Source organism: Streptomyces massasporeus, assembly GCF_014648995.1.
Classification (GTDB): Bacteria; Actinomycetota; Actinomycetes; order Streptomycetales; family Streptomycetaceae; genus Streptomyces; species Streptomyces massasporeus.
This window is the reverse complement of record NZ_BMSE01000002.1, coordinates 416714-440778: the sequence shown is the minus strand read 5'-3', so window position 1 is coordinate 440778 and position 24065 is coordinate 416714. Positions and strand designations below refer to the sequence as shown.

At 72.8% G+C, this 24065-nt stretch carries 20 protein-coding genes; 15 read left to right on the top strand and 5 right to left on the bottom strand.

What is annotated here, in order from left to right; genetic code table 11:
- The first annotated feature begins 52 nt into the window (after positions 1-52).
- A complete protein-coding gene (locus IE153_RS06815; RefSeq protein WP_189588857.1) occupies positions 53-565 on the top strand; it encodes a MarR family winged helix-turn-helix transcriptional regulator in 513 nt (170 codons plus the stop codon).
- A 56-nt stretch (positions 566-621) separates the two neighbouring features.
- Here IE153_RS06815 and IE153_RS06810 read toward each other — a convergent pair whose 3' ends face one another.
- The 3 genes from IE153_RS06810 to IE153_RS06800 all read right to left on the bottom strand — a co-directional run bounded on the left by IE153_RS06810 (position 622) and on the right by IE153_RS06800 (position 3315).
- A complete protein-coding gene (locus tag IE153_RS06810) occupies positions 622-909 on the bottom strand; it encodes a hypothetical protein (protein ID WP_189588856.1) in 288 nt (95 codons plus the stop codon).
- A 63-nt stretch (positions 910-972) separates the two neighbouring features.
- Complete coding sequence (gene malQ, locus IE153_RS06805) at positions 973-3057, bottom strand: 4-alpha-glucanotransferase (RefSeq protein ID WP_189588855.1); 2085 nt, start codon at positions 3055-3057, stop codon at positions 973-975.
- Complete coding sequence (locus IE153_RS06800; protein ID WP_189588854.1) at positions 3058-3315, bottom strand: hypothetical protein; 258 nt, start codon at positions 3313-3315, stop codon at positions 3058-3060.
- A gap of 224 nt (positions 3316-3539) precedes the next feature.
- On the opposite strand from IE153_RS06800, the gene IE153_RS06795 reads away from it, so the two are divergent.
- The 4 genes from IE153_RS06795 to IE153_RS06780 all read left to right on the top strand — a co-directional run bounded on the left by IE153_RS06795 (position 3540) and on the right by IE153_RS06780 (position 9043).
- Positions 3540-6395 carry a glycoside hydrolase family 84 protein gene (locus tag IE153_RS06795; protein WP_189588853.1) on the top strand — a complete coding sequence of 952 codons (2856 nt, stop codon included), beginning with the start codon at positions 3540-3542 and terminating at the stop codon, positions 6393-6395.
- Between the two features lie 79 nt (positions 6396-6474).
- On the top strand, positions 6475-7008 hold the full coding sequence (locus tag IE153_RS06790; RefSeq protein ID WP_189588852.1) for a PadR family transcriptional regulator: 534 nt from the start codon (positions 6475-6477) through the stop codon (positions 7006-7008).
- Positions 7005-7691, top strand: coding sequence for an ABC transporter ATP-binding protein (locus IE153_RS06785; RefSeq protein WP_189588851.1), 687 nt, complete (start codon positions 7005-7007; stop codon positions 7689-7691). Before IE153_RS06790 ends, IE153_RS06785 begins: the two co-directional genes overlap by 4 nt.
- On the top strand, positions 7688-9043 hold the full coding sequence (locus IE153_RS06780) for an FtsX-like permease family protein (protein WP_189588850.1): 1356 nt from the start codon (positions 7688-7690) through the stop codon (positions 9041-9043). Before IE153_RS06785 ends, IE153_RS06780 begins: the two co-directional genes overlap by 4 nt.
- A gap of 206 nt (positions 9044-9249) precedes the next feature.
- Here IE153_RS06780 and IE153_RS06775 read toward each other — a convergent pair whose 3' ends face one another.
- Positions 9250-9786: an HNH endonuclease gene (locus IE153_RS06775; RefSeq protein ID WP_031110731.1), complete on the bottom strand. Its 537-nt coding sequence runs from the start codon at positions 9784-9786 to the stop codon at positions 9250-9252.
- A gap of 313 nt (positions 9787-10099) precedes the next feature.
- Here IE153_RS06775 and IE153_RS06770 point away from each other — a divergent pair, with 313 nt between their 5' ends.
- From IE153_RS06770 to IE153_RS06740, 7 genes are all read left to right on the top strand, one after another.
- Positions 10100-11209 carry a mechanosensitive ion channel family protein gene (locus tag IE153_RS06770; protein WP_435811833.1) on the top strand — a complete coding sequence of 370 codons (1110 nt, stop codon included), beginning with the start codon at positions 10100-10102 and terminating at the stop codon, positions 11207-11209.
- A 737-nt stretch (positions 11210-11946) separates the two neighbouring features.
- Positions 11947-13158, top strand: coding sequence for an ROK family transcriptional regulator (locus IE153_RS06765; RefSeq protein ID WP_189588849.1), 1212 nt, complete (start codon positions 11947-11949; stop codon positions 13156-13158).
- A 100-nt stretch (positions 13159-13258) separates the two neighbouring features.
- Complete coding sequence (locus tag IE153_RS06760) at positions 13259-14596, top strand: ABC transporter substrate-binding protein (protein WP_189588848.1); 1338 nt, start codon at positions 13259-13261, stop codon at positions 14594-14596.
- A gap of 3 nt (positions 14597-14599) precedes the next feature.
- The gene (locus tag IE153_RS06755) at positions 14600-15544 is read left to right on the top strand and encodes a carbohydrate ABC transporter permease (protein ID WP_189588847.1); all 945 of its coding nucleotides are present in this window, start codon (positions 14600-14602) and stop codon (positions 15542-15544) included.
- Positions 15541-16434 carry a carbohydrate ABC transporter permease gene (locus IE153_RS06750; protein ID WP_189588846.1) on the top strand — a complete coding sequence of 298 codons (894 nt, stop codon included), beginning with the start codon at positions 15541-15543 and terminating at the stop codon, positions 16432-16434. Before IE153_RS06755 ends, IE153_RS06750 begins: the two co-directional genes overlap by 4 nt.
- Positions 16435-16440: 6 nt before the next feature.
- Positions 16441-17706, top strand: a complete 1266-nt coding sequence (locus IE153_RS06745; protein WP_189588845.1) for a 6-phospho-beta-glucosidase — start codon at positions 16441-16443, stop codon at positions 17704-17706.
- Complete coding sequence (locus tag IE153_RS06740; RefSeq protein ID WP_189588844.1) at positions 17697-18668, top strand: N-acetylglucosamine kinase; 972 nt, start codon at positions 17697-17699, stop codon at positions 18666-18668. The genes IE153_RS06745 and IE153_RS06740 overlap by 10 nt, the downstream gene beginning before the upstream one ends.
- Positions 18669-18735: 67 nt before the next feature.
- On the opposite strand, the gene IE153_RS06735 is transcribed toward IE153_RS06740, so the two are convergent.
- A complete protein-coding gene (locus IE153_RS06735) occupies positions 18736-20055 on the bottom strand; it encodes an aminotransferase class I/II-fold pyridoxal phosphate-dependent enzyme (protein ID WP_356227597.1) in 1320 nt (439 codons plus the stop codon).
- 46 nt (positions 20056-20101) lie between these two features.
- On the opposite strand from IE153_RS06735, the gene IE153_RS06730 reads away from it, so the two are divergent.
- The 3 genes from IE153_RS06730 (at position 20102) to IE153_RS06720 (ending at position 24048) form a co-directional block, all read left to right on the top strand.
- Positions 20102-21373: an MFS transporter gene (locus IE153_RS06730; RefSeq protein WP_308432142.1), complete on the top strand. Its 1272-nt coding sequence runs from the start codon at positions 20102-20104 to the stop codon at positions 21371-21373.
- A 177-nt stretch (positions 21374-21550) separates the two neighbouring features.
- Positions 21551-23005 (top strand): GlnX family signal transduction membrane protein, encoded by a 1455-nt coding sequence (locus IE153_RS06725; protein WP_189588842.1) that lies wholly within the window; start codon positions 21551-21553, stop codon positions 23003-23005.
- Positions 23002-24048, top strand: coding sequence for a glutamate ABC transporter substrate-binding protein (locus tag IE153_RS06720; RefSeq protein ID WP_189588841.1), 1047 nt, complete (start codon positions 23002-23004; stop codon positions 24046-24048). Before IE153_RS06725 ends, IE153_RS06720 begins: the two co-directional genes overlap by 4 nt.
- Positions 24049-24065 lie beyond the last annotated feature (17 nt).

The window sequence follows — 24065 nt, the reverse complement described above, 5'->3', positions numbered from 1 at the left end:
TCAGTCAAGCTACTTTCTTGCGGGTGACCGAGCCTCGGCCGATACTCGTGCCATGAGCGAACGCCCGCAGCAGCGCAAGGACCCCGTCGACGCGATCATCGACCAGTGGGCGACGGTCCGGCCCGACCTCGACACCGCCGCCATGGAGGTCTTCGGCCGGATCAACCGGCTCTCCCACGCGATCGGGGAGCGGGTGGGGCAGGCGTACGCGACGTTCGGGATCTCCCGCGGCGAGTTCGACGTCCTGGCGACCCTGCGCCGCTCCGGCGAGCCCTACACGCTCTCGCCCCGGCAGCTCTCCGCGACGCTGATGCTCACCACCGGCGGCATGACGGGGCGCCTGGACAAGCTGGAGCGGGCGGGCCTGCTGCGCCGCTCCCCCGATCCGCACGATCGGCGCGGGCTGCACGTCACGCTCACCGACGAGGGCCGCGCCCTGGTCGACGAGGCCGTCGGCGCGGGGCTGGCGGTGCAGACGGAGGCGCTCTCCGCCCTGGGCGCGCAGCGGGCCGGGCAGCTCGCCGAGCTGCTACGGGACCTGCTGGCGGGGACGGACAGGCCCTGACACGTCGAGGGCGCCGCCGCGGTCATCGCGACGGCGCCCTCGACGAGGAACGCTGATCAGGCCTTGACGTCGCTCTTCGCCTCGGCCTTGGTGGTGATGTTGGAGCTGGTCGGGTCCTTCTTCTTGTGCGTCTTGTCCGCGATCGTCACCAGACCGTGGATGACCAGGTAGAGCACGATGGGGGCCGCGACGAAGAGGCCCAGCGTCTCGATGACGCTCAGGCCCTGACCGGGGTCGTCACCGTCGTCGCGGCTGAGCGCGCTCGCGGGGGACGACATGAGCAGCATCATCAGCGTCGTACCGGCTGCCAGGGCGCCGGCGCGCAGGGCGTTCTTCTTGTCCACGGTGTCAAAATATCCAACGCCGACCGGGTACGCGCGCCCGGGGTGCCGTAAGGGACGCCCGCCTCACGCGCCGTCCTCCCTGAGCACCTCCATCAGGGCGTGCAGTCGCGGTGAGGCCGCCAGGTCCTCCAGGGTCACCGGCCGTCCCTGCGCGTCCGCGATCGGCAGGCGCCAGTTCGGGTACTGGTCCCACGTCCCCGGGAGGTTCTGCGGGCGGCGGTCGCCGACGCCGTCCGGCAGCCAGACACCGACCATGCGGGCCGGGGTGCGCAGCAGGAAGCGGTGGACGGCCTGGATCTGGGCCTCCTCCGACGCCGTGTCACCGCCGCCGCCCGTGCCGTGCAGCAGGCCCAGCCGGGAGAGCAGGGACAGCCACTCCCCCGCGTCGGCAGCGGCCTCGGCGCGCTCCTCCTCCAGGGGCCGGGTCAGCAGGCCCAGGCTGTCGCGGAGCTCGACGTGCTCGCCGGTGAGGCGGGCGGCGGTGGAGGGCAGGTCGTGGGTGGTGGCGGTGGCCAGGCAGTCGGCGCGCCAGCCGTCGGGGGGCAGGGGGCGGCCGTCGCCGTCCCAGTCGCGTTCGAACCACAGCACGGACGTGCCGAGCACCCCGCGCTCGCGCAGCGCCTCGCGCACGCCGGGCTCCACGGTGCCGAGGTCCTCGCCGATGACCAGCGCCCCGGCCCGGGAGGCCTCCAGGACGAGGACGGCGAGCATGGCCTCGGCGTCGTAGCGGACGTAGGTGCCCTCGGTGGGCGGGTGGCCCTGCGGGACCCACCAGAGGCGGAACAGGCCCATGACGTGGTCGATGCGCAGGGCTCCCGCGGAGCGGAACAGGGCGCGCAGCAGGTCGCGGAACGGGGCGTAACCGGACTCGGCGAGGCGGTCGGGGCGCCAGGGCGGCAAGCCCCAGTCCTGGCCGCGGGCGTTGAAGGCGTCCGGCGGGGCGCCCACCGACATGCCGGAGGCGAAGTGCTCCTGCTGCGCCCAGGCGTCGGCGCCGCCGGGGTGCACGCCGACCGCGAGGTCGTGCACGATCCCGACGGGCATCCCGGCCTCGAGCCCGGCGCGCTGCGCGGCGGTCAGCTGGGTGTCGGTGAGCCAGGCGAGCCGGGACCAGAAGTCGACCCGGTCCATGAGGCCGTTGCGGGCCTGGGTCGTCTCGGCCGACCGGGGATCGCGCAGGCCGGTCGGCCAGCGGTGCCAGTCCGAGCCGTGCACCTCGGCGAGGGCGCACCAGGTGGCGTGGTCCTCCAGGGCCTGGCCCTGCTCGGCGAGGAAGTCGCAGTAGGCGGCGCGCCGGCCGGGGCCGAGGGGGACCTCGCCGAGCAGCTCCAGCGCCTCCCGCTTGAGCTCCCACACGGCGTCCCGGTCGATCAACGCGCCCTTGTGCAGCACCGCTTCGCGCAGTCGGCCCGCTCTCTCCAGCAGGGCGCGCAGGCGTTCGGGGTCGTCGACGTACGCGGCCTCGGGGATGTCCTCGACGCGCAGGTGCACGGGGTCGGGGAAGCGGCGCGAGGAGGGACGGTACGGGGAGGGGTCGGTGGGGGCTCCGGGCACGGCGGCGTGCAGCGGGTTGACCTGGACGAATCCGGCGCCGAGCGACCGCCCTGCCCAGCCGGCCAGCTCGGCGAGGTCACCGAGGTCGCCCATGCCCCAGGAGCGGCGGGACAGCAGGGAGTAGAGCTGGACGAGGAGTCCGTGGGAGCGTCCCGCGGGGGTGGGCAGGCGGGGCGGGGCGACGATCAGGTGGGCGGTGGCGGTGCGGCCGTCGGGGGTGGTGGCGGTCAGCCGGTGCACGCCGAGCGGGAGGCCGTCGGCCTCGGCGCGACTCTCGCCCTGCTCGGTGTCGATCCGCAGCCGGGTGCCCTCGGGGAGCGCGGCCAGGGCGGCCGGGGGGCTGCCGCTCCAGCCGACGACGGTCGGGGGCAGCAGCCGTTCGCCCAGTTCCCGCTCGCGGGCCGCGAGCGCGGCGCGGATCGCGCCGGGCGTGCTCGCGTCCACGCCGAGGGCGGCCAGGGTCAGGGTGACCGCGGTGGCCGAGGCCGCGACCGAGCGGTCCGGGGACGGGCTGTAGGAAGTGGCGACGCCGTGCAGGACGGCGAGGCGTGACAGGTCCTCGGAGGGCGGGTCGGCCGGCCGGGGTGCGGTCATCTACATCCTCGAGTAGTCCGGGACGAAGGCCGGGGGCTCGCTGGTCAGGGGGGCGGCTTCGGCGAGCGGCGGCTCACTGGTGAGGGGCTCGGCGTCGGGCAGCGGGGGCTCGCTGGTCAGCGGCAGTTCGGTGTGGGTGCTCTCGGAGCTGAAGACGCAGTAGCGGGGGTCGGCATGGTGCGGGTCGTCGAGGTCGGCGGACTGGTCCGCCACGGGTTTGGACTGGGCCGGGAGCGGAAGGAAAGTCATCGCAGCCACGGGGGCCTCCTTGTCGGGTACGGCTTTCAACGGGTCATCGCAGCCCTACCCAGTCGACGCGAAGGCAGACACCCCGGGCCCAACATCGTGCTTCTGCTCACATTCCACTCCCCTCCACATACTCCAGATTCCGGCATTTCACCCACAACGGCCACTCTCGTTGACACGCTCACCGGGCGGGTGGTGGGCTCGTCGTGCCGGTCGGACGCATCTGGAGGGGGCCTGTGGGACTGCGGCGTGGGAAGCGGGCCGCGGCCCTCGCGGTCGCCGTCGTCGCCGGAAGCCTCGCGGCCCCGCCCGCCGCGATGGCGGCTCCGTCTCCACCCGACACGACCGCGACGACACCGACCCCCGACAGCGCCGGAGCGGACCTCTCCGTCTGGCCGCGCCCCCAGTCGCTGCGCGCGAACGGCGCCCCCGTCGCCGTGCCGGACGAGGTCGCCCTGGTCACCGACCCGCAGGCGGACCCCGCCGCGGTCGACGCCCTGCGTGAGCTGCTGCGGCAGGCCGGGGCCCGCCGGATCACGGACGCGGCCGGGCCGGGCGCCCTGGTGGTGCACGCGCGGACGGAGCCCGTCCGCCGGGACGACCGCCGCGCCCTGCCCGCCGGGGGATACGAGCTGTCGGTGGGCGCGGGCGGCGTCTTTCTCACCGGCACCGGCGAGGACGGCCTCTTCCACGCCGTGCAGACGCTGCGGCAGCTCCTGCGCCCCGACCGCACGATCGCGTCGGCCGTCGTCCGCGACTGGCCCGGCACCGCCGTACGCGGCATCACCGAGGGCTTCTACGGCACCGCCTGGACGCACCGGCAGCGGCTGGCGCAGCTGGACTTCATGGGGCGCACCAAGCAGAACCGCTACCTGTACGCCCCCGGCGACGACCTCTACCGGCAGGCCCGCTGGCGTGAGCCCTACCCGGCGCAGGCCCGGGCCCGGTTCCGGGAGCTGGCCGAGCGGGCGCGGAGCAACCACGTCTCGCTCGGCTGGGCGGTGGCCCCGGGCCAGGCGATGTGCTTCGCGTCGGACGACGACGTGCGGGCGCTGACGCGCAAGCTGGACGCGATGTGGGCGCTGGGCTTCCGGGCGTTCCAGCTCCAGTTCCAGGACGTCAGCTACAGCGAGTGGCACTGCGGGGCGGACGCCGACCGGTTCGGCTCCGGCCCCGAGGCGGCGGCGCGGGCCCAGGCCCGGGTCGCGAACGGTGTGGCCCGGCACCTGGCGGCGCGGTACCCCGGCGCGGCCGGTCTGTCCCTGATGCCGACCGAGTACTACGAGGACGGCACGACCGACTACCGCCGGGCGCTGGCGAGCGAGCTGGCCAAGGGTGTCGAGGTGGCCTGGACGGGCGTCGGGGTGGTGCCGCGCACCATCACGGGCGGCGAACTGGCCGACGCGCGCGAGGCGTTCGGGCATCCGCTGGTCACGATGGACAACTACCCGGTCAACGACTACGACCCCGGCCGCATCTTCCTCGGCCCCTACCAGGGCCGTGATCCGGCCGTCGCGACCGGCTCGGCCGCCCTGCTGGCCAACGCGATGCAGCAGCCGGAGGCGTCCCGCATCCCCCTGTTCACCGCCGCCGACTACGCCTGGAACCCGCGCGCCTACCGGCCCGGGGAGTCCTGGCGGGCCGCGATCGCCGACCTCGCGGGCGGGGACCGGCGCCGTGAGCAGGCCCTGGCCGCGCTGGCCGGCAACGACGCCTCGTCGGTCCTGGACGACGAGGAGTCGGCGTATCTGCGCCCGCTGACCGAGGCGTACTGGGCATCCCGCACGGCGGGCGGCGCGGGCACCGACGGGGACGCCGAGCGGCGGCTGCGCGAGGCCTTCACCGTGCTGCGCGAGCTGCCCCGGCGCCTGTCCGGAACGGGCCTCGGCTCCGAGGTCGCCCCCTGGTCGGAACAGCTGGCGGCCTACGGCGAGGCGGGCACGGCCGCGCTCGGCATGCTGGACGCGCAGCGCGCCGGGGACACGGCGGCGGCCTGGACGGCGTACCGCAGGCTCGGCGCGCTGCGGGCCCGGCTGGAGTCGGCCCCCGTGGAGGTCGGCACGGACGTGCTGGACCCCTTCCTGCAGCGGGCGCAGAAGTCGTACGCCGCGTGGTCGGGCATCCACCACGAGCCGCTCCGCAGCCCCGGCGACGGCCGCACCCTGCGCCTCCCGCAGCCCCGGGCGCTCACCGCCGTGACGGCCCTGACCGAGCCGGGCACCGAGGGCGGCGTCGAGGTGCACGTGCCGGGGCAGGGCTGGCGTGAGGCGGGCCGGCTGGACCGGTCCGGGGCGACCGAGGTGCGGCTCGGGACCCGCGCCGACGCCCTGCGGGTCACCGGTCCCGAGCCCTCCCGCGTGCACCACCTCATCCCCTGGTTCACCGACTCGCCCGCCGTCTCCCTCGGCCTGCCCCGCGACCGGGCGGACGTCGAGACCGGCCGCACCGAGCGGCTGACCGCCCGGCTCGGATCGCTGCGCCCCTCCGACGCCCGCGGCAGGCTGACCGTCGAGGCGCCCGAGGGCGTCCGCGTCCGGGTGCCGAGGGGCGAGCTGACCGTGCGGCGCGGCACGACGGTGGAGGTCCCGGTCGAGGTGACCGTGGAGCGCGGCGCCCCGATGCGGTCGTACGACGTCCGGCTGGGGTTCGCGGGAGCGGACCGCACGCTCACCGTCCGGGCCGTCCCGCCCACCGGCGGCCCCGACCTGGCCCGCACCGGCACCGCCCGTTCCTCGGGTGACGAGACACCCGACTTCCCCGCGTCGGCGGCGAACGACGGGGACCCGGAGACCCGCTGGTCGTCCCCGGTCGACGACGGCGCCTGGTGGCAGGTGGAGCTGGCCCGCCCGGCGCGGCTCGGCCGGGTCGCGCTGCACTGGCAGGACGCCCACCCCTCCTCCTACCGCGTCCAGGTCTCCCCGGACGGCCGCCGCTGGCGCACCGCCGCCGTGGTCCGGGACAGCCGGGGCGGACGGGAGAACGTCCCCATGGACGAACAGGACGTGCGGTTCGTGCGCGTCCAGGGCGACAAGCGGGCCACCCCGTACGGGTATTCGCTGTGGTCGACGCAGGCGTACGCCGTCTCGGACTGAACCACTCCCAGGCACGGTGGAAAACTTCTTCACCGTCGACTATTCACTCAGTACATGTACTCAGTACATAATGATCCGCATGAGCACCCGCCACATCCTGCTGGGCCTGCTCGCGACGGGTCCGAGCCATGGCTACGACCTCAAGCGACGCCATGACGAACGCTTCCCGCAGGCCCGCCCGCTGGCCTACGGGCAGGTCTACACGACCCTCCAGCGTCTCGTGCGGGACGGCCTCGCCGAGGTCGACGGCACCGACTCGGACGGCGGCCCGGAGCGCACGACGTACCGGGCGACGGACGAGGGGACGCGCGAACTGGCCCGCTGGGCCGGGGAGATCGCCCCGCCCGCGCCGTTCGTCGCGAACGAGATCTTCGCCAAGGTCGTGGTCGCGATCCTCTCGGGCGGCGACCCCGACGGCTACCTGAGCGCCCAGCGCGCGGCGCACATGGGGCGGATGCGGGAGCTCACGGCGGTCAAGGCCGCCAAGGGAGCCGACCTCGCGACCGTGCTCTCGGCGGACTACGCCCTCAACCACCTCGACGCCGATCTCCGCTGGATGAACACCACGGCGGCCCGGCTCACCACCCTGACCGCGGAGGTCGACGCGACATGAGCAGACCCGTGCCCCTTCTCACGGCCGGCGGCCTCACCAAGGCGCACGGCCGGACCACGGCCCTGCGCGGCGCGTCGGTCGAGCTGCACACCGGCGAGATCCTCGCCGTGACCGGCGCGAGCGGCAGCGGGAAGTCGACGCTGCTGCACTGCCTGGCCGGCATCGTCCGCCCGGACGCGGGCTCGGTGACGTACGACGGCCGGCGGCTGGAGGGCCTGCCCGAGAAGCGGCTGAGCGAGCTGCGGCGCACCGAGTTCGGCGTGGTGTTCCAGTTCGGGCAGCTGATCCCCGAGCTGACCGTCCTGGACAACGTCGCCCTGCCCCTGCTGCTGGCCGGCACCGACCGGGCGGGTGCCCGGGCCCGGGCCGGTCAGTGGCTGGAGCGGTTCGGGGTGCGAGGCCAGGAGGACCTGCGGCCGGGCGAGCTGAGCGGCGGCCAGGCACAACGGGCCGCACTGGCCCGGGCGCTGGTCACCGGACCGAGGGTGGTCTTCGCCGACGAGCCGACGGGCGCCCTGGACTCGCTGGCGGGTGAGCAGGTCATGACGGCCCTGATCCACACGGCCCGCGAGTCGGGCACCGCCGTCCTGCTGATCACGCACGACGCCCAAGTGGCGGCGTACGCGGACCGCGAAGTCCGGCTGCGGGACGGGGCCGTGGCGGCCCTGGGGGTGAAGGCGTGACGTCACTCCGGGCCGATCTGCGCCTCGCCTGGGAACTCACCCGGGGGTCCGACCGCGGCGAGTGGTGGCGGGTGACCCTCACGGCGGTGGGCGCCGCGCTCGCGACCGGCTTCGCCCTGGCGGCCGTCGCCCTGGCGTCCCTGCGCGGCTGGTACCACGTGCCCGTCGCCTCGGGCCTGTTGAACGAGCCCGGCACGCGGTCCGGTGTGATCGCCGGCCTGCTGCTCCTGCTCGTGCCGGTGCTCGGATTCCTCGGCCAGTGCGCCCGGATCGGGGCGGTGCACCGCGACCGGCGGCTGGCCGGGCTGCGGCTGGCCGGGGCGACCCCCTGGCAGGTGCGGCGGATCGCCGCGCTGGAGACCGGGCTCGCCTGTCTGCTGGGCTCGGCGGTCGCCACCGTCTTCTCCGCGCTGCTCCTGCTGCGCCTGTGGGACCGGCCCACGGCCCTCACCTGGGCGGGGATCGCCCTGGTCGCCGTCGCCGTACCGCTGCTGGGCGCGGCGGCGGGCGCGCTGGCGCTGCGCCGGGTGGTGGCCTCGCCCCTCGGCTGGGTGCGCAGGGTCGCGCCGCGCACCGGACGGGGGCCGGGGCTGCTGTTCCTGGCGGGGCTGCTGCTGGTCGGGGCGGCGGCGCTGTTCGCCCTGCTCGGCACGTCCTCGGCCGCTTCCAACCGGCCGAGCATCGGGCTGCCGCTGACGATGGTGGGTGTGGTCCTCGCGGTCGGCGCGGGCTCGGTATGGCTCTCCGGGGCCGCGGCCAGGGGCATGGGGCGGCTCCTGGCGGGCCGGGCCCGGTCGGCGGCGGTCCTGATCGCGGCGGAGCGGCTGCGGGACGACCCGTGGGCGGCGGCCCGTACGCACGCGGCGGTGCTGCTGGTGACGGTCGTCGGGACCGGGTTCATGGGTATCCGGGAGGTCTTCCTGGATGTGGTGCGCTCCAGGGAGAACCTCACCGAGAGACTGGGCTACTACACCCTGGGCGTCGACCTCACCGGCGCCGCCGTCGCGATCGCCCTCGCGATCACGCTGTCCGGCCTCGCCGTCGGCACCGCAGAGTCCCTGGCCACCCGCCGCCGGGGCCTGGCCGCGCAGGCCGCCGCCGGGGTGCCGCGCGCGGTGCTCGGCCGGTCCCTGCTGCTGGAGACCGCGCTGCCACTGGCACCGGCGGTGCTGCTCGCGGGCCTGGGCGGGACGGCCATCGGCACCTGGTACGCGCTGCTCGCCCATCGCCCGGTCCCCTGGGTGACGGCCCTGGTGCCCCTCGCGATCTACGCCGCCTGCCTGCTCGCCGTGGCGACGTCACTGCCGCTGCTGGGCCGCTCGGTGCGCCCCGGAGAGCTGCGCTACGCGTGACGCGGGCCCGGTGGGGGCCGCCCATCACCGGCCGGCCCCGGGGGAACGGGGGTTTCCCGGGGCCGGCCGGTCAGGGGCGGGCGCAGGGGAGTCGGTGGCCCGTGCGGGCAGGCGCAGGGGTTTCCCGGGCCGGTAACCGGCGCGGGCGCAGGGCGATACCGCCGCCGGGCGGCGGTATCGCGGCAATACGAAGGCCCGGATCGTCGTCAGGCGGAAATGCCGTCGATCCGGGCCATGGCGTCCTCCGCGCCGAACGGCTGCAAGTACGGCAGCCAGCGCGGATCCCTATGGCCGGTCCCGATGATGCGCCAGGCCAGGCCGGACGGCGGGGCGGGTTTGTGTCGCAGCCGCCAGCCGATCTCGAACAGGTGCCGATCCGCCTTCACGTGGTTGCAGCGGCGGCAGGACGCCACCACGTTGTCCCAGACGTGCTTGCCCCCGCGGCTGCGCGGGATGACGTGGTCGACGCTGGTTGCGACGCCACCGCAGTACATGCACCGGCCCCCGTCACGGGCGAACAGCGCCCGGCGGGTCAGTGGAACGGGCCCCCGATAGGGAACCCGGACGAATCGCTTGAGCCGGACCACGCTGGGTGCGGGGACTGTGACGGTCGCGCTGTGCAGATAGGCGCCGGACTCCTCGAGGCAGACTGCCTTGTTCTCGAGGACGAGGACGAGCGCGCGGCGGAGCGGTACGACACCTAGCGGCTCGTACGACGCGTTGAGGACCAGGACATGCGGCACGGATGCCTCCTTGGACGCCGGCGGCGCGTGGCTCGCGCCGGGACGATTCGTAGCCAGTCTCCCCTCATGCCTGGTGGAAGCGCCACCATGTCCCCGTAACGGGCTGGGAGTGTTTTCGACCACATCCCATACATCCCCCGGGTCATGGCCTGTTCAAGCCCAGGTGAGCACGGTCTCTCCTTCACACATCCGGCAAGCGCACACACAATGCCCCGTTAGTGTGGTGGTTCTGCCCCTTCGGTGACCCAGCCGTGACCTTGACCCCCCAGAACCACCGCGCCGGGGCAGACCGCTGCACCTGGAGGTACCTGCCGTGTTCCTGTCCCTCGCGGACTCCGTCCTGTTGGCCGCCGACCCGTCACCGTCGCCGACCCCCTCGGAGACCCAGTCCCCGAGAGTGCCTTCGCTCCAGGACGCTCAGGAGAGCGCGACGAACGCCGCCGGCTGGGTCGAGCAGAACTGGTCGACGTGGCTCGCGATCGGGCTCAGGGTGCTGCTCATCGTGGTGATAGCGGCCGTGCTGCGAGTCTTCGTCCGACGGGCGATCACCAAGCTGATAGACCGCATGAACCGGACCGTCCAGTCCGTGGACGGCAGCGCGCTCGGCGGACTCCTCGTCAACGTCGAACGCCGTCGGCAGCGCTCCCAGGCCATCGGCTCGGTGCTGCGCTCGGTGGCGTCGTTCCTGATCATCGGCACCGCCGCGCTGATGATCCTGGGCACCTTCCAGATCAACCTGGCCCCGCTGCTGGCCTCGGCCGGTGTCGCCGGTGTGGCGATCGGCTTCGGCGCCCGCAACCTCGTCACGGACTTCCTGTCCGGCGTCTTCATGATCCTCGAGGACCAGTACGGCGTCGGCGACACGATCGACGCGGGTGTCGCCTCCGGCGAGGTGATCGAGGTGGGCCTGCGCGTGACCAAGCTGCGCGGCGACGGCGGCGAGATCTGGTACGTCCGCAACGGCGAGGTCAAGCGCATCGGCAACCTCTCGCAGGGCTGGGCCACCGCCAACGTCGACGTCACCGTCCACGCCGGCGAGGACCTGGACAAGGTGAAGGCCACCCTGGACGAGGTCGCCGAGAAGATGAGCGCCGAGGAACCCTGGAACGAGCTGCTGTGGGGCCCGATCGAGGTCCTCGGCCTGGACAGCGTGCTGCTGGACTCCATGGTCGTGCGCGTCACCGCCAAGACGATGCCGGGCAAGTCCCTCACCGTGGAGCGCGAACTGCGCTGGCGCGTGAAGCGGGCCTTCGACGCGGCGGACATCCGGATCGTCGGCGGCGCCACGGCCCCGCTGGAGGAGCAGCCCGCGGACCCGACGGCGGGGATGGCGGCACCGTCGGTGTACGCGAACTCCGCGTCCCCGCAGTCGGCGGCGGCGTCCCCGCTCGCGCCGCACGCGCCGACGAGCACCACGAAGTAGCCCAGCACCTCGGGGAGAGGGCGGCGTCCGGTCCTGCCGGGCGCCGCCCTCTTCGCGTGTCCGGCTACGCGGTTCGGCTGCCGCCCGGCTGCGTGCCTGACTGGCGGCCCGGCCGCGGGCCCAGCTACGCGGTTCGGCTACGCGGTTCGGCTGCCGCCGGGCCGCGTGTCCGGCTGCGCGGTCCGGCTGCGCGCCAAACGCGTGTCCGGCTGCGCGGTGCGACTACCCGCCCGACTGCGCGCCGGCCACGTGTCCGACTGGCGGCCCAGCCGCAAGCCCACCCGCACACCGACCGCACCTCCGGACGCGCGCCCGGCCGCATTGCCGCTCCCCAGCCAGCCGCAAGCCCATCCGCACACCGACCGCATGCCCAACTGCCCGCCCGGCCGCACGCCCACCCGCACGTCGGCCGCGCCTCCGGCCGCGCGCCCGGCCGCACGGTCCGCTGCCCGCCCGGCCGCAAGCTCACCTGCACGCCGACCGCATGTCCGACTGGCCGCCCGGCCCCAACCCAGCCGCGCACCCGCCGCCCCCTGGTCCGCTGCCCGCCCGGCCGCATGTCCGGATAACGGCAAGCCGTCCCCTATTGACGCCCACCCCACGCCCGGCCTACCTTCCTCCCACCGATAGGAAACTTTCCTAACAGTGATCGGAAGCACCCCGTGAACGGTCGTCCGATGGACTTCCCCGCCTGATCACTGAGAAGCTGAGCAGCCGAAGGGCAGGTGTGGACACGCATGGCAGGAACCGCCGGCACGCCGGGCACCCCGCGCGTCCTGCGCGCCATGAACGACCGGGCCGCCCTGGACCTGCTGCTGGAGCACGGACCGCTGTCCCGCACCCGGATCGGCAAGCTCACCGGCCTGTCCAAGCCGACCGCCTCGCAGCTCCTGGCCCGTCTGGAGGCGGCGGGACTCGTCCTGGCCACCGGCACCACCGAAGGCCGCCCCGGCCCCAGCGCCCAGCTCTACGAGGTCAACCCGGCGGCCGGTCACGCCGCCGGACTCGACGTCACCCCCCAGCGGATCCTCGCCGCGGTCGCCGACATCACCGGCCGCACGGTCGGCCGCCACGAGCTGCCCACCCCCGGCAGGCGCACCGGCACCCCGGTCGTCCAGCAGGTCACCGACGCCCTGGACGGCGCGGTGAAGGCGGCCGGTCTCGCCCGGGACGACATCCACCGCCTCGTCATCGGCACCCCGGGCGCCTTCGACCCCACCACGGGCCGGTTGCGCTACGCCTCCCACCTCCCGGGCTGGCACTCCCCCACCCTGCTGGACGAGCTCGCCGCCGCCCTGCCGATGCCGTTCGAGTACGAGAACGACGTCAACCTGGTCGCGCTCGCCGAGCAGCGTCTCGGCGCGGCCCGGGGCCACGCGGACTTCGTGCTGCTGTGGAACCAGGAGGGCCTGGGCGCCGCCCTGGTGCTCGGCGGCCGGCTGCACCGCGGCTGGACCGGCGGCGCCGGCGAGGTCGGCTTCCTGCCGGTGCCGGGCACGCCCCTGGTCCGCCAGGTCACCAAGGCCAACAGCGGCGGCTACCAGGAGCTGGCCGGCTCCCAGGCCGTCCCGCGCCTGGCCCGCGAGCTCGGCATCGAGGACGTCCCGCCGGGCCCGTACGCCGAGTCCGCCGCCGAGCTGGTGGCCAGGGCGGCGCAGGCGGACGACGACGCCCACCGGCAGCTCCTGCGGACCTACGCGACCCGGCTGGCCACCGGTCTGGCTTCCCTGGTGTCGGTCCTCGACCCCGAGCTCGTCGTGCTGAGCGGCGCGGCCCTCACCTCGGGCGGCGAGCCGCTGCGCGCCCTCGTCCAGGCCGAACTGGAAGAGCTGGCCGCGTCCCGCCCGCGCCTGGTCGTGGGCGACGTCCGTGAACACCCCGTGCTGCGCGGCGCGCTGGAGAGCGCGCTGGCGACCACACGCGACGAGGTCTTCGACACCTCCCGCTGAACCGACTCGGCCTGAACCGACTCAGGCCGGACCACTCACGCCGACCCCACCCCCCTCCCCGGTAATTCCCTTCTTCCCCCGTGCCTCAGGGAGCTCTGCCATGCCCGGAACATCCAGAAAAGCGACGTTCGCGCTCGCCGCCTCCGCCACCCTCGCCCTCCTCGCCACGGCCTGCACCGGCCAGTCGGACGCGGGCGCGAGCGACGACGCGTCCAAGGAGACGACCCTCAACTTCTGGCACGCCTGGAGCGCGCCGTCGGAGGTGAAGGCCGTCAAGAATCTGGTCGCCGGATTCGAGAAGGCGCACCCCAACATCCACGTCAACGTCGTCGGCAACATGACGGACGACAAGATGAACCAGGCCCTGCGCACCGGCGGCGCCAAGGCCCCGGACGTGATCTCGTCCTTCACCACGAACAGCGTCGGCAAGTTCTGTTCCTCGGGCGCCCTGGTGGACCTCAACCCGTTCTTCGAGAAGTCCGGCGTCGACCCGGAGAAGACCTTCCCGAAGGCGATGAACGAGTACACCCGGTTCGACGGAAACCGTTGCGCGGTCCCGCTGCTGGGTGACGCGTACGGCCTCTACTACAACAAGACGGCGTTCAAGAAGGCCGGCATCACCGCCCCGCCGAAGACCTGGTCGGAGTTCGAGCGCGTCGCGAAGAAGCTGACGATCCCCCAGGGCGACTCGTACAAGCAGCTCGGCTTCATGCCGAACTACCACGGCTGGGAGACCACCACCGAGCACTACCTCGGCCAGTTCTCCCCCACGTACTTCGACAAGGACGGCAAGTCGAACGTCGGCAAGGACCCGGCGTTCGTCCAGGCCTTCACGGTGCAGAAGAAGCTCGTCGACTCGCTCGGCGGCTACCGCAAGCTGGAGACCTACCGCTCCAAGCTCGGCGACGAATGGGGCCCCAAGCACCCCTTCCACACCGGCCAGGTCGCCATGCAGCTCGACGGCGAGTGGCGCCTGGGCATGGCCCTGGACACCAAGCCGAAGTTCGACATCGGCGTCGCCCCGCTGCCCGTCCCCGACGACCAGGCCGACCAGTACGGCAAGGGCTACATCACCGGCACCATCGCCGGCATCGCCGCGACGAGCAGGAAGCAGAACGCGGCCTGGGAGCTGGTGAAGTACATGACCACGGACACGGACGCGGTGGTGAACTTCTCCAACGCCATCCACAACGTGCCCTCGACGCTCGCGGCCCTGAAGTCCCCGAAGCTGACGTACGACCCGCGCTTCAAGACGTTCCTGGAGATCGCCGCGAACCCGGACTCCACCACCGCCCCCGCCTCGATCAACGGCGGCGTCTACCTCACCACCGTCCAGGAGTTCGGCTACGCCTACGAAAGCGGCAAGGCGACCGACCTCGAGGCCGGCCTGAAGAAGACGGCCGCGCAGATCGACACGGACATCGCGCAGGCGAAGTAGCCCATGAGCACCTACACGCTGCGGGCGAAACACCGCCGCTCGACCCTGCGCACCCTCGCCTTCCTCTCCCCCTGGCTGATCGGCTTCACGGTCTTCTTCGCCTACCCCCTGATCTCCACCGTCTACTTCTCCTTCATGCGCTACGACGGCTTCAAGCCGCCCACGTGGAGCGGCACCAAGAACTGGGTGTACGTCTTCGAGCACTACCCCCTCTTCTGGCCCGCCCTGCGCAACACCCTGTGGCTCGTCGTCATCATGGTCACGCTCCGGGTCGCCTTCGGCCTGGGCGTGGGCCTGCTGATCACCAAGGTCAAGACGGCCACGGGTGTCTTCCGCACCCTCTTCTACCTGCCCTACCTGGCCCCGCCCGTGGCGGCCACGATGGCCTTCGCGTTCCTCCTCAACCCCGGCACCGGCCCGGTCAACTCCCTGCTGGAGACGATCGGGCTCCCCGCCCCCGGCTGGTTCAACGACCCCGCCTGGTCCAAGCCGGCCCTCACCCTGCTGGCCCTGTGGGGCATCGGCGACCTGATGGTCATCTTCATGGCCGCCCTGCTCGACGTGCCGAAGGAGCAGTACGAGGCAGCCGAACTGGACGGTGCGACCCCGTGGCAGCGCTTCCGCTACGTGACGCTGCCGAACATCTCGCCGATCGTCATGTTCGCGGTCGTCACCGGCGTGATCCAGACGATGCAGTACTACACACAGCCGCTGATCGCCGGGAAGGTCGCGTCGGGCGTGATCCAGGGCGCGGGAACGCAGTTCGAGCCCGGCTACCCCGACAAGTCGACCCTCACCCTCCCCCAACTCGTCTACAACCTGGGCTTCCAGCGCTTCGACTACGGCTCGGCCTGTGTGGTCGCCCTGGTCCTCTTCGCCCTCTCCATGGCCTTCACGGCCCTCCTGATGCGCCGCCGGGGCGGCCTGATCCAGGCAGGTGAACGATGACGCAGGTGCTCGACCAGCCCCTGGAGCTGAAGACGCCCCCGTCGCCGGCGGAACGCACGGCCCACCGCAGGGCCCTGCTGGAATGGATCGCGATCCACTCCCTCGGCATCGCGGCGGCCCTCTTCTTCACACTCCCGTTCGTCTTCGTCTTCCTCACCTCCCTCATGAGCGACAGCCAGGCGCTCAGCCGCGACCTGATCCCGCACACCTGGGAGTGGGGCAACTACGCCAAGGTGTTCGACACCCCCGGCTTCCTCACCTGGTGGAAGAACACCCTGATCTACGCGGGCCTGGGCACGGTCCTCACGGTCGTCTCCTCGATCCCCGTGGCCTACGCCCTGGCCAAGTTCCGCTTCCGCGGCCGCAATCTGGCCCTCATGCTGGTCATCTCGATGATGATGCTGCCGCCGCAGGTGATCATCATCCCGATGTACCTGTTCTGGGCGAAGCAGCTCGACCTGTCCGGCTCGCTCTGGCCGCTGATCATCCCCATGGCGTTCGGCGACGCGTTCTCGATCTTCCTGCTGCGCCAGTTCCTGACGACGATCCCCGACGAGTACGTGGACGCGGCCAAGGTGGACGGCTGCGGCGACCTGCGCACACTGCTGAAGGTCGTTCTGCCGATGGCCAAGCCGGGCATAGCCGCAGTGGCCCTCTTCCAGTTCTTCTACGCGTGGAACGACTACTTCGGCCCCCAGATCTACGCCTCGGAGAACCCGGGCGCCTGGACGCTCTCCTACGGCCTGGAGTCGTTCAAGGGCGCCCACCACACCGACTGGAACCTCACCATGGCCGCCACCGTGCTGGTCATGGCCCCCGTGATCCTCGTGTTCTTCTTCGCGCAGAAGGCGTTCGTGGAGGGTGTCACGCTCACCGGAGTAAAGGGTTAGACCGATATGAAACTCACCGTGGTCGGCGGAGGCTCGACCTACACCCCCGAACTCGTGGACGGCTTCGCCCGCCTGAGGGACACCCTGCCCATCGAGGAACTGGTCCTCATGGACCCCGACCAGGACCGTCTCGACCTCGTCGGCGGCCTGGCCCGCCGCATCTTCACCCGCCAGGACCACGCGGGCCGCATCACCACGACGACCGACCTCGACGAGGCGGTGGACGGCGCGGACGCGGTCCTCCTCCAACTCCGCGTCGGCGGACAGGCGGCCCGTCAGCAGGACGAGACCTGGCCCCTGGAATGCGGCTGCGTGGGCCAGGAGACCACCGGCGCCGGCGGCCTGGCGAAGGCCCTGCGCACGGTCCCGGTCGTCCTGGACATCGCGGACCGCGTCCGCCGCACCAACCCCCGGGCCTGGATCATCGACTTCACCAACCCGGTCGGCATCGTGACCCGCGCCCTGCTCCAGGCGGGCCACAAGGCGGTGGGCCTGTGCAACGTGGCGATCGGCCTGCAACGCAAGTTCGCCGCCCTGCTGGCCGTGGAGGCCTCCGCGATCCACCTGGACCACGTCGGCCTCAACCACCTCACCTGGGAGACGGCCGTACGCCTCGGCGGCCCGGAGGGCGAGGACGTCCTGCCGCAACTGCTGGGCGAACACGGCGACACGATCGCGGCCGACCTCCGCCTGCCCCGCCCCCTGCTCGACACGCTGGGCGTGATCCCCTCCTACTACCTGCGCTACTACTACGCGCACGACGAGGTCGTACGGGAACTGGGGACGAAGCCGTCCCGGGCGGCCGAAGTCGCGGAGATGGAACGCCGGTTGCTCGCGATGTACGCCGACCCGGCCCTGGACGAGAAGCCGGAGCTGCTCGCCAAGCGGGGCGGTGCCTTCTATTCGGAGGCGGCGGTGGACCTGGCGGCGGCCCTGCTGGGCGGCGGCGGTTCGCCGTACCAGGTGGTGAACACGTACAACCGGGGCACGCTGCCGTTCCTCCCCGACGACGCGGTGATCGAGGTCCAGGCGGCCGTGGGGGCCAAGGGCGCGTCCCCGCTCCCCGTCCCGCCCGTGGACCCGCTCCACGCGGGCCTGATGGCCGGCGTCACGGCCTACGAGGACCTGGCCCTCCAGGCCGCCCTGCACGGCGGCAGGGACCGCGTCTTCCGCGCCCTCCTCTCCCATCCCCTCGTCGGCCAGTACGCGTACGCCGAGACGCTCACCGACCGGCTGATCGCACACAACCGGGAGCACCTCACGTGGGCGTGACCGCACATGTCCTCGCCATCGACGCGGGCAACAGCAAGACGGACGTCGCGGTCGTGACGGCGGACGGGGACGTCCTCGCCACGGCACGCGGGGGCGGCTTCCGTCCCCCGGCCGTGGGCCTGGACACCGCGATGGACGACCTGGCGGCAACGCTGGCGCGGGCCCTCACCGCCGCCGGGCTCACCTCGGTCACCCACGTCTCGGCGTGCCTGGCGAACGCCGACTTCCCCGTCGAGGAGGAACAGTTGGCGGCGGCGCTGCGGGCACGCGCCCGGGGCGCGACGGTGACGGTCCGCAACGACACCTTCGCGATCCTGCGGGCCGGTGTCACCGAGCCCCGGGGTGTGGCGGTCGTGTGCGGCGCGGGCATCAACTGCGTGGGCATGCGCCCCGACGGCCGCACGGCCCGCTTCCCTGCCCTCGGCCGGGTCTCGGGCGACTGGGGAGGCGGCTGGGGCCTGTCCGAGGAGGCCCTGTGGCACGCGTCCCGGGCGGAGGACGGCCGAGGCGCCTCCACCGCCCTGTCCCGCGCCCTCCCCGCCCACTTCGGCCTGCCCTCCGTCTACGCCCTCGTCGAGGCACTGCACCTGGAGCACATCCCGCCGCTCCGGCGCCACGAACTGACCCCGGTCCTCTTCGCCACGGCCGCCGGCGGGGACGCCACCGCCCTCGCGATCGTGCAGCGTCAGGCCGAGGAGGTGGTCGCCATGGCGGTCGTCGCCCTGACCCGCCTGGACCTCCTCTCCGAGGAGACCCCCGTCCTCCTGGGCGGCGGCGTCCTGGCCGCACAGCACCCCCAACTGAACGACCACATCGCCCGGTTGCTCACCGATCGCGCGCCGAAGGCGGTACCGCAGGTGGTGACGTCCCGCCCGGTGCTGGGCGCGGCGCTGCTGGGACTGGACCACGTCGGGGCGAGGGAGGCCGCGCAGGAGAGAGTGCGGGCGCACTACGGGGTGTGAGCCGGGCGGGCTTTCGGGACTTCGTCCGCTGCTCACGCGCCGTGCCCGCCCCCTCCGGGCAGGGCGGTCAGCCCCCGTACGTGGCCTCGGACTCACCGAGCACCGTGGTGAAGTCCGAGGCCAGCCGCGCGGCCTCGCCCGGTTCCAGGCCGGCGGTGGAGATCCGCAGCCCCGGAGGGGACGACAGCCTGAACCTGGCCCCCGCCGCGACCCACCAGCCCTGTGTGCGCAGTCCGTTGACCACCGCCGACTCGTCGCGAACCGGCACCCACACGTTCATGCCGCTGTCCCCGTGTCCCGCGATACCGCGTGTGCGCAACTCCTCGATCAGCGCTTCGCGGCGTTGTGTGTACGCCTGCCGTGCGCGGTTCACCAGCGCGCTCGTGCCGTCGTCGGTCAGGAGCTTGTGCACGGCTTCCTGGAGGAGGTGACTGACCCAGCCCGACGTCAGCAGCAGCCGCCCGTCGTGGCGCGCCAGGGTGACCGGGTCGCAGGCCGCCGCGGCCCATCGCAGGTCGGGCCCCAGGAACTTGCTCACCGTCCGCACGTGCACCCAGCGCGTCAGCCCCCCGCCCGTCAGGGTGTGCAGGGGTGCGTCGGCGACCGCGGAGGCGTGGTCGTTCTCCACGACCAGCACGTCCGGCTCCTTCCGGAGCAGGTCGACGAGCGCCGTTCTGCGCTCGGCGGAGAAGCAGCCGCCGTACGGATTCTGCGCCCTGGGACTGCACACCAGGGCCCGCACGCCGACCCGCAGCGCCGCACGCAGGGCATCAGGGCGCACACCCTCGTCGTCCACGGCCACGGGCACCGCCCGCAGCCCGAGTGCCGTGACCAGGTCGAGGAGATGGTGGTAGCCGGGATCCTCCATGGCGACGGCGTCACCGGGCCGCAGCTCCACGGACAGCAGCCGCGCGATCAGGTCCAGCGCCCCGTGGGCGAAGGTCACATGGTCCACCGGCACGCCGTCCGGACGAAGCCACTCGCGCACGGTCTCCTCCAGCCGCGCCAACCGGGGCGTCGCGCGGTGCGACCGGGCCGCCGGGGTGACCCGCGCCGACGGCAGGTGACCGGGAAGCAGCCGGTGATCCGGGTGGCCGCCCGCCAGGTCCCGCAGACCGGCGGGGACTTTCGGCGGCCTGCGGGACGCGACGGCGGGCGCGGAGGCGACGACCGTGCCGCCCCGGCCGCGCGTCACCACGATCCCGCGCTGCCGCAGCTCCTTGTAGGCCGCGCCGACCGTCCCCGGACTCACTCCGAGCTCGTCCGCCAGCCGCCGCACCGGAGGCAGAGCGGCCCCCGGCCCCAACGCGCCCTCGACGACGCCCTGTTCGACGGACGCGGCAATTCCCTTGGCTGTCGTCCCACTGATCCCATACTGTGTTGCCACATTGCACATTATGTATCAGTACATAACGTCACCGCAAGGGGGAGCAGTGCTTTCGACGCGTCGCGCGACTGCCTGGGCGAAGCGCATACCCGGCGGCCCGGACGGACGCCGAATCATCGCCGCCGCCCTCGTCGACCGCATCGGCAGCGGCCTGTGGGCATCCGTCTCCGTCCTCTACTTCACCTACGTCTCCGCCCTCACCGTCGGCGAGATCGGCACCCTGGCCGCCGCAGCCGGAGTCGTCGGAATCGCCGGAGCTCCGCTGGCCGGCCGTATGGCCGACCGGATGCCCCTGACCCGCGTCCTGATCGCCACGCAGCTCATGCGGTGCGCGGCGTCCCTCGCCCTGCTCACCACCGACCACTTCGCCCCGCTCCTCGCCTACTCCGCCCTCGGCAGCCTGGGAGACCGGGCTTCCAGCACCCTCACCAAGATCTACGCCATCCGCGTCGCCGGAACGGAACGCGTCCGCTACCAGGCCCTGCACCGCACCGTCGCCAACGCCGGGTGGGCCCTGGGCGGTCTCGCCGCCGCCGGCGCCCTCGCCGTAGGCTCCGCCGGCGCCTACCGGTGGCTCCTGGTGGGCGACGCGCTCTCCTTCCTGGCCTGCGCCCTCATCATCCTGCGCTGCGGCGAACCGCCGTCCCCGTCCAGGACGGTCGCCACCTCCGGCGACGCCGTACCGGCGGCCCGACCGGCCGGCCCCTGGCGCGACCGCACCTACCTCGCCTATGTCGTCACCGAGACCGTCCTCTTCATCGACGACGCCGTCTTCAAGGTCGGCCTGCCCCTGTGGATCGCCCACACGAGCGATGCTCCACACGGCCTCGCACCCCTGCTGATGGTCCTCAACAACGTGATGGTGGTGGCCCTGCAGGTCCCGCTCGCCCGGTTCGGCGCCACAACGGCGGCCGCCCGCTCCCTTCTGCTTCCGCTCTCCGCCGCCTTCGTACTCGGGGGAGCGGCCATGGCCCTCTCAGCGACCGGTGGCCCCCTCGGCGCCGTGCTCCTCCTGATCGCGGCGGCCGTCCTGTTCACCCTCGCGGAGATGCTCCACGCCACCATCTCCTGGGAACTCTCCGTGGCCCTCGCCCCCGACGCGGCACAGGGCACCTACTTGGGGGTCCACGGCATGGCGCAGTCCGCCCAGCGCAGCGTCGGACCCCTCGCGGTCACCGCCGCCATCGCCACCGGGCCCCTCGGCTGGACGGCTCTCGGGACCGCCGTCGCCCTGACGTGTCTCGCCCAGCACCGCCTGGTCCGCGAGCGCCTCACCGACTGCCCTCCCGCCGCCGTCGGCGCTCCCGGCCAGGACTGACCGGGCCGGACCGAGGCGAGGCCCCACGGGAACCGAACCCCCTCCCCGGACGTGTTCCTGAACAAGGACCAGGGGGTGTCCCACGCTGCGATCCGATCAAGATCGGGGCAAGGCCGGTGCGGATGTCGGTCCCGGCAGCGATACTTGCGGCGACGGATGACCACGGGGGAGGTCACAGTGACGTACACGCCGAAGAGCAGCCCACCACCACCGGGCTCCGCGCTGCCCATCCTGCCGGCCGTACCGGCACAGCCGGCACCCCCGGCCGCTCCCCCCGGCAGCCCCCCGACCCCCTCCGCACCCCCCGCGACGACGCCCCGCCGCACCGCGTTCGCCGAGGGCCTCGACCAGCTCCGTTCCGCGGCCACGACGGAACCCGGCCGCCTCCGCATCATCGGCGCCCTGCTGGCCCTCCTCGTCGTCGCCTTCGGCGCCGTCACCGCCTGGCAGATGACCGACCGCGCGGCCGCCGCCGACGACGTCCTCACCCGCAGCCAGCCCCTCAGCTCGGACGCCGCCGACATCTACCGCTCCCTCGCGGACGCCAACACCGCCGCCTCCAGCGGCTTCCTGGCCGGCGGCCAGGAGTCGGCCACCACCCGCGACCGCTACGAGCGGGACATCCGCACGGCCGCCGACAAACTCGTCAACGCCGCCGCCAACGCCGAACCGGACTCCCCGTCCACGGCGACGATCGCCAAGCTCAACAAGCTCCTGCCGGAGTACAAGGGCCTGGTGGAGCGCGCCCGTACGTACAACCGCCAGGGTTTCCCCGTCGGCGGGGCGTACCTCCGCTACGCCAACGAGAAGATGCAGCACCAGATGCTCCCGGCGGCGGAGGACCTCTACACGAAGGAGAACCAGCGCCTCAGCGCGGACTACGCGGACGCCACGCCCTACCCCTGGGCGGCCATCGCCCTCGGCGTCGCCGCCCTGGCGGCCCTCGCCTGGGCCCAGCACCGCAACTACCGGCGGACGAACAGAGTCCTGAACCACGGCCTGGTGGCCGCCACCGCCACGGCGACGGTCGTCCTCCTCTGGCTGGTCGTCGGCCACACCCTCGCCCGCGCGGGCCTGAACGACTCCTACGACCACGGCGTCCGCTCCCTGAACGTCCTGCACGACGCACGCATCGCCTCCCTCAAGGCCAGGGGCAACGAGAACCTCACCCTGGTGGCGCGCGGCGCCGAGACGAAGAAGGTCGGCGAAGAGACCTACGACGCCTACGACTACGACTTCGGCAGGGACATCAAGGCCCTCGCCGTGAAGCTGGCGGCGGCGGAGAAGCTCGCCGACGACACCTCCGGCGAACGCCCCGTCACCGCCGCCGTGGGCAATATGACGGAGTGGAAGAAGCGCCACACCGCGGCCCGCGAGCAGGACGAGAACGGCAACTACCAGCAGGCGCTCGACAGGGTCATCGGCGCGAAGGGCGCGACCGGCGAGTGCTTCGACAGCGTCGACGAGAACCTGCGCACGGCGCTCGCGCACGAGGAGACGGAGTTCAAGCGCGCGGCGGGCGACGGCCGCGACGCGCTGACGGGCATGCCGGCGGGCGTCGCCGTACTCGCGGTGCTGGGCGCCGCGGGCGCGGTCGTGGGCATCGGCCGCAGGCTGTCGGAGTACCGATGAACGGGGCAGGGGCGAAGGGAGGAACGACCGTGCGAGACGCACTCAGGGGCTGGGGCGGAGTGACCGCGATGGCAGTCGTCTGCGCCCTGGTGGCGCTGGTGGCCCTCTGCCTGCCGCCGCTCACCACGACCGCCCAGAACACCACCGCGACCACCCACACCACCGGGACCAAAGCGGAAGAGGACTGCGAGGCCCCCGAGAAGCAGACGCTGTCGCCCTCCTCGGCCGACGGCGACACCATCCGCGCGATCAAGAACCGTACGGGCGAGAAGCGCAAGCTGGTCGTCGGCGTCGACCAGAACAGCTACCGCTGGGGCTACCGCAACCCCAACAGCGGCAAGACCGCGGAGCTCGAGGGCTTCGACATCGACCTGGTGCACCACATCGCGAAGGACATACTCGGCGACCCCGACGCGGTCCAGTTCAAGGCGATCCCCACCGACCAGCGCATCCCGGCGATCCAGGACGGCCGCGTGGACATGGTCGTCCGCACGATGACGATCAACTGCGCCCGCATCGCCGACGTCGCCTTCTCCGCGCCCTACTTCAAGACGGGCCAGCAGGTCCTGGCCCCGAAGTCCTCCCCCGTCACGGGCTACGACGACACGCTCGCGGACCGCAGGATCTGCACGGCGGCCGGTTCCACGGCGTTCGCCGCGCTGGAGGCGGACCAGAACGACGGCACGCTCCCCGCGAGCACGGACATCTCCACCACCGTCCCGAACCAACTCGACTGCCTGGTGAGGCTCCAGCTCGGCGAGGTCGACGCCGTGGTCACCGACGGCGCCCTCGCGGCGAGCCAGGCGGCACAGGACCCGACGGTCCAGCTCAAGGGCGACGCCTTCACTGCCGAGTACTACGGCGTGGCGATGAAGAAGGACGCGGACGATCTGGTACGCCGGGTCAACCAGATCCTGGTGGACTACCGCAAGGACACCGCGAACGGCTGGCAGGCGTCGTACGAGAAATGGCTGTCGGCAACCCTGGGCAAGGATGCGAAGAAGTCGGAACCACCGGCACCGCAGTACCTCCGCACCACCTGACACCCTGCCGAACCCGC

Coding starts and splice junctions, on each gene's coding strand:
- IE153_RS06760 (WP_189588848.1), top strand. CDS start 13,259: ATGCCCGGAACATCCAGAAAAGCGACGTTCGCGCTCGCCGCCTCCGCC.
- IE153_RS06755 (WP_189588847.1), top strand. CDS start 14,600: ATGAGCACCTACACGCTGCGGGCGAAACACCGCCGCTCGACCCTGCGC.
- malQ (WP_189588855.1), bottom strand. CDS start 3,057: ATGACCGCACCCCGGCCGGCCGACCCGCCCTCCGAGGACCTGTCACGC.
- IE153_RS06790 (WP_189588852.1), top strand. CDS start 6,475: ATGAGCACCCGCCACATCCTGCTGGGCCTGCTCGCGACGGGTCCGAGC.
- IE153_RS06750 (WP_189588846.1), top strand. CDS start 15,541: ATGACGCAGGTGCTCGACCAGCCCCTGGAGCTGAAGACGCCCCCGTCG.
- IE153_RS06765 (WP_189588849.1), top strand. CDS start 11,947: ATGGCAGGAACCGCCGGCACGCCGGGCACCCCGCGCGTCCTGCGCGCC.
- IE153_RS06720 (WP_189588841.1), top strand. CDS start 23,002: ATGAACGGGGCAGGGGCGAAGGGAGGAACGACCGTGCGAGACGCACTC.
- IE153_RS06745 (WP_189588845.1), top strand. CDS start 16,441: ATGAAACTCACCGTGGTCGGCGGAGGCTCGACCTACACCCCCGAACTC.
- IE153_RS06815 (WP_189588857.1), top strand. CDS start 53: ATGAGCGAACGCCCGCAGCAGCGCAAGGACCCCGTCGACGCGATCATC.
- IE153_RS06785 (WP_189588851.1), top strand. CDS start 7,005: ATGAGCAGACCCGTGCCCCTTCTCACGGCCGGCGGCCTCACCAAGGCG.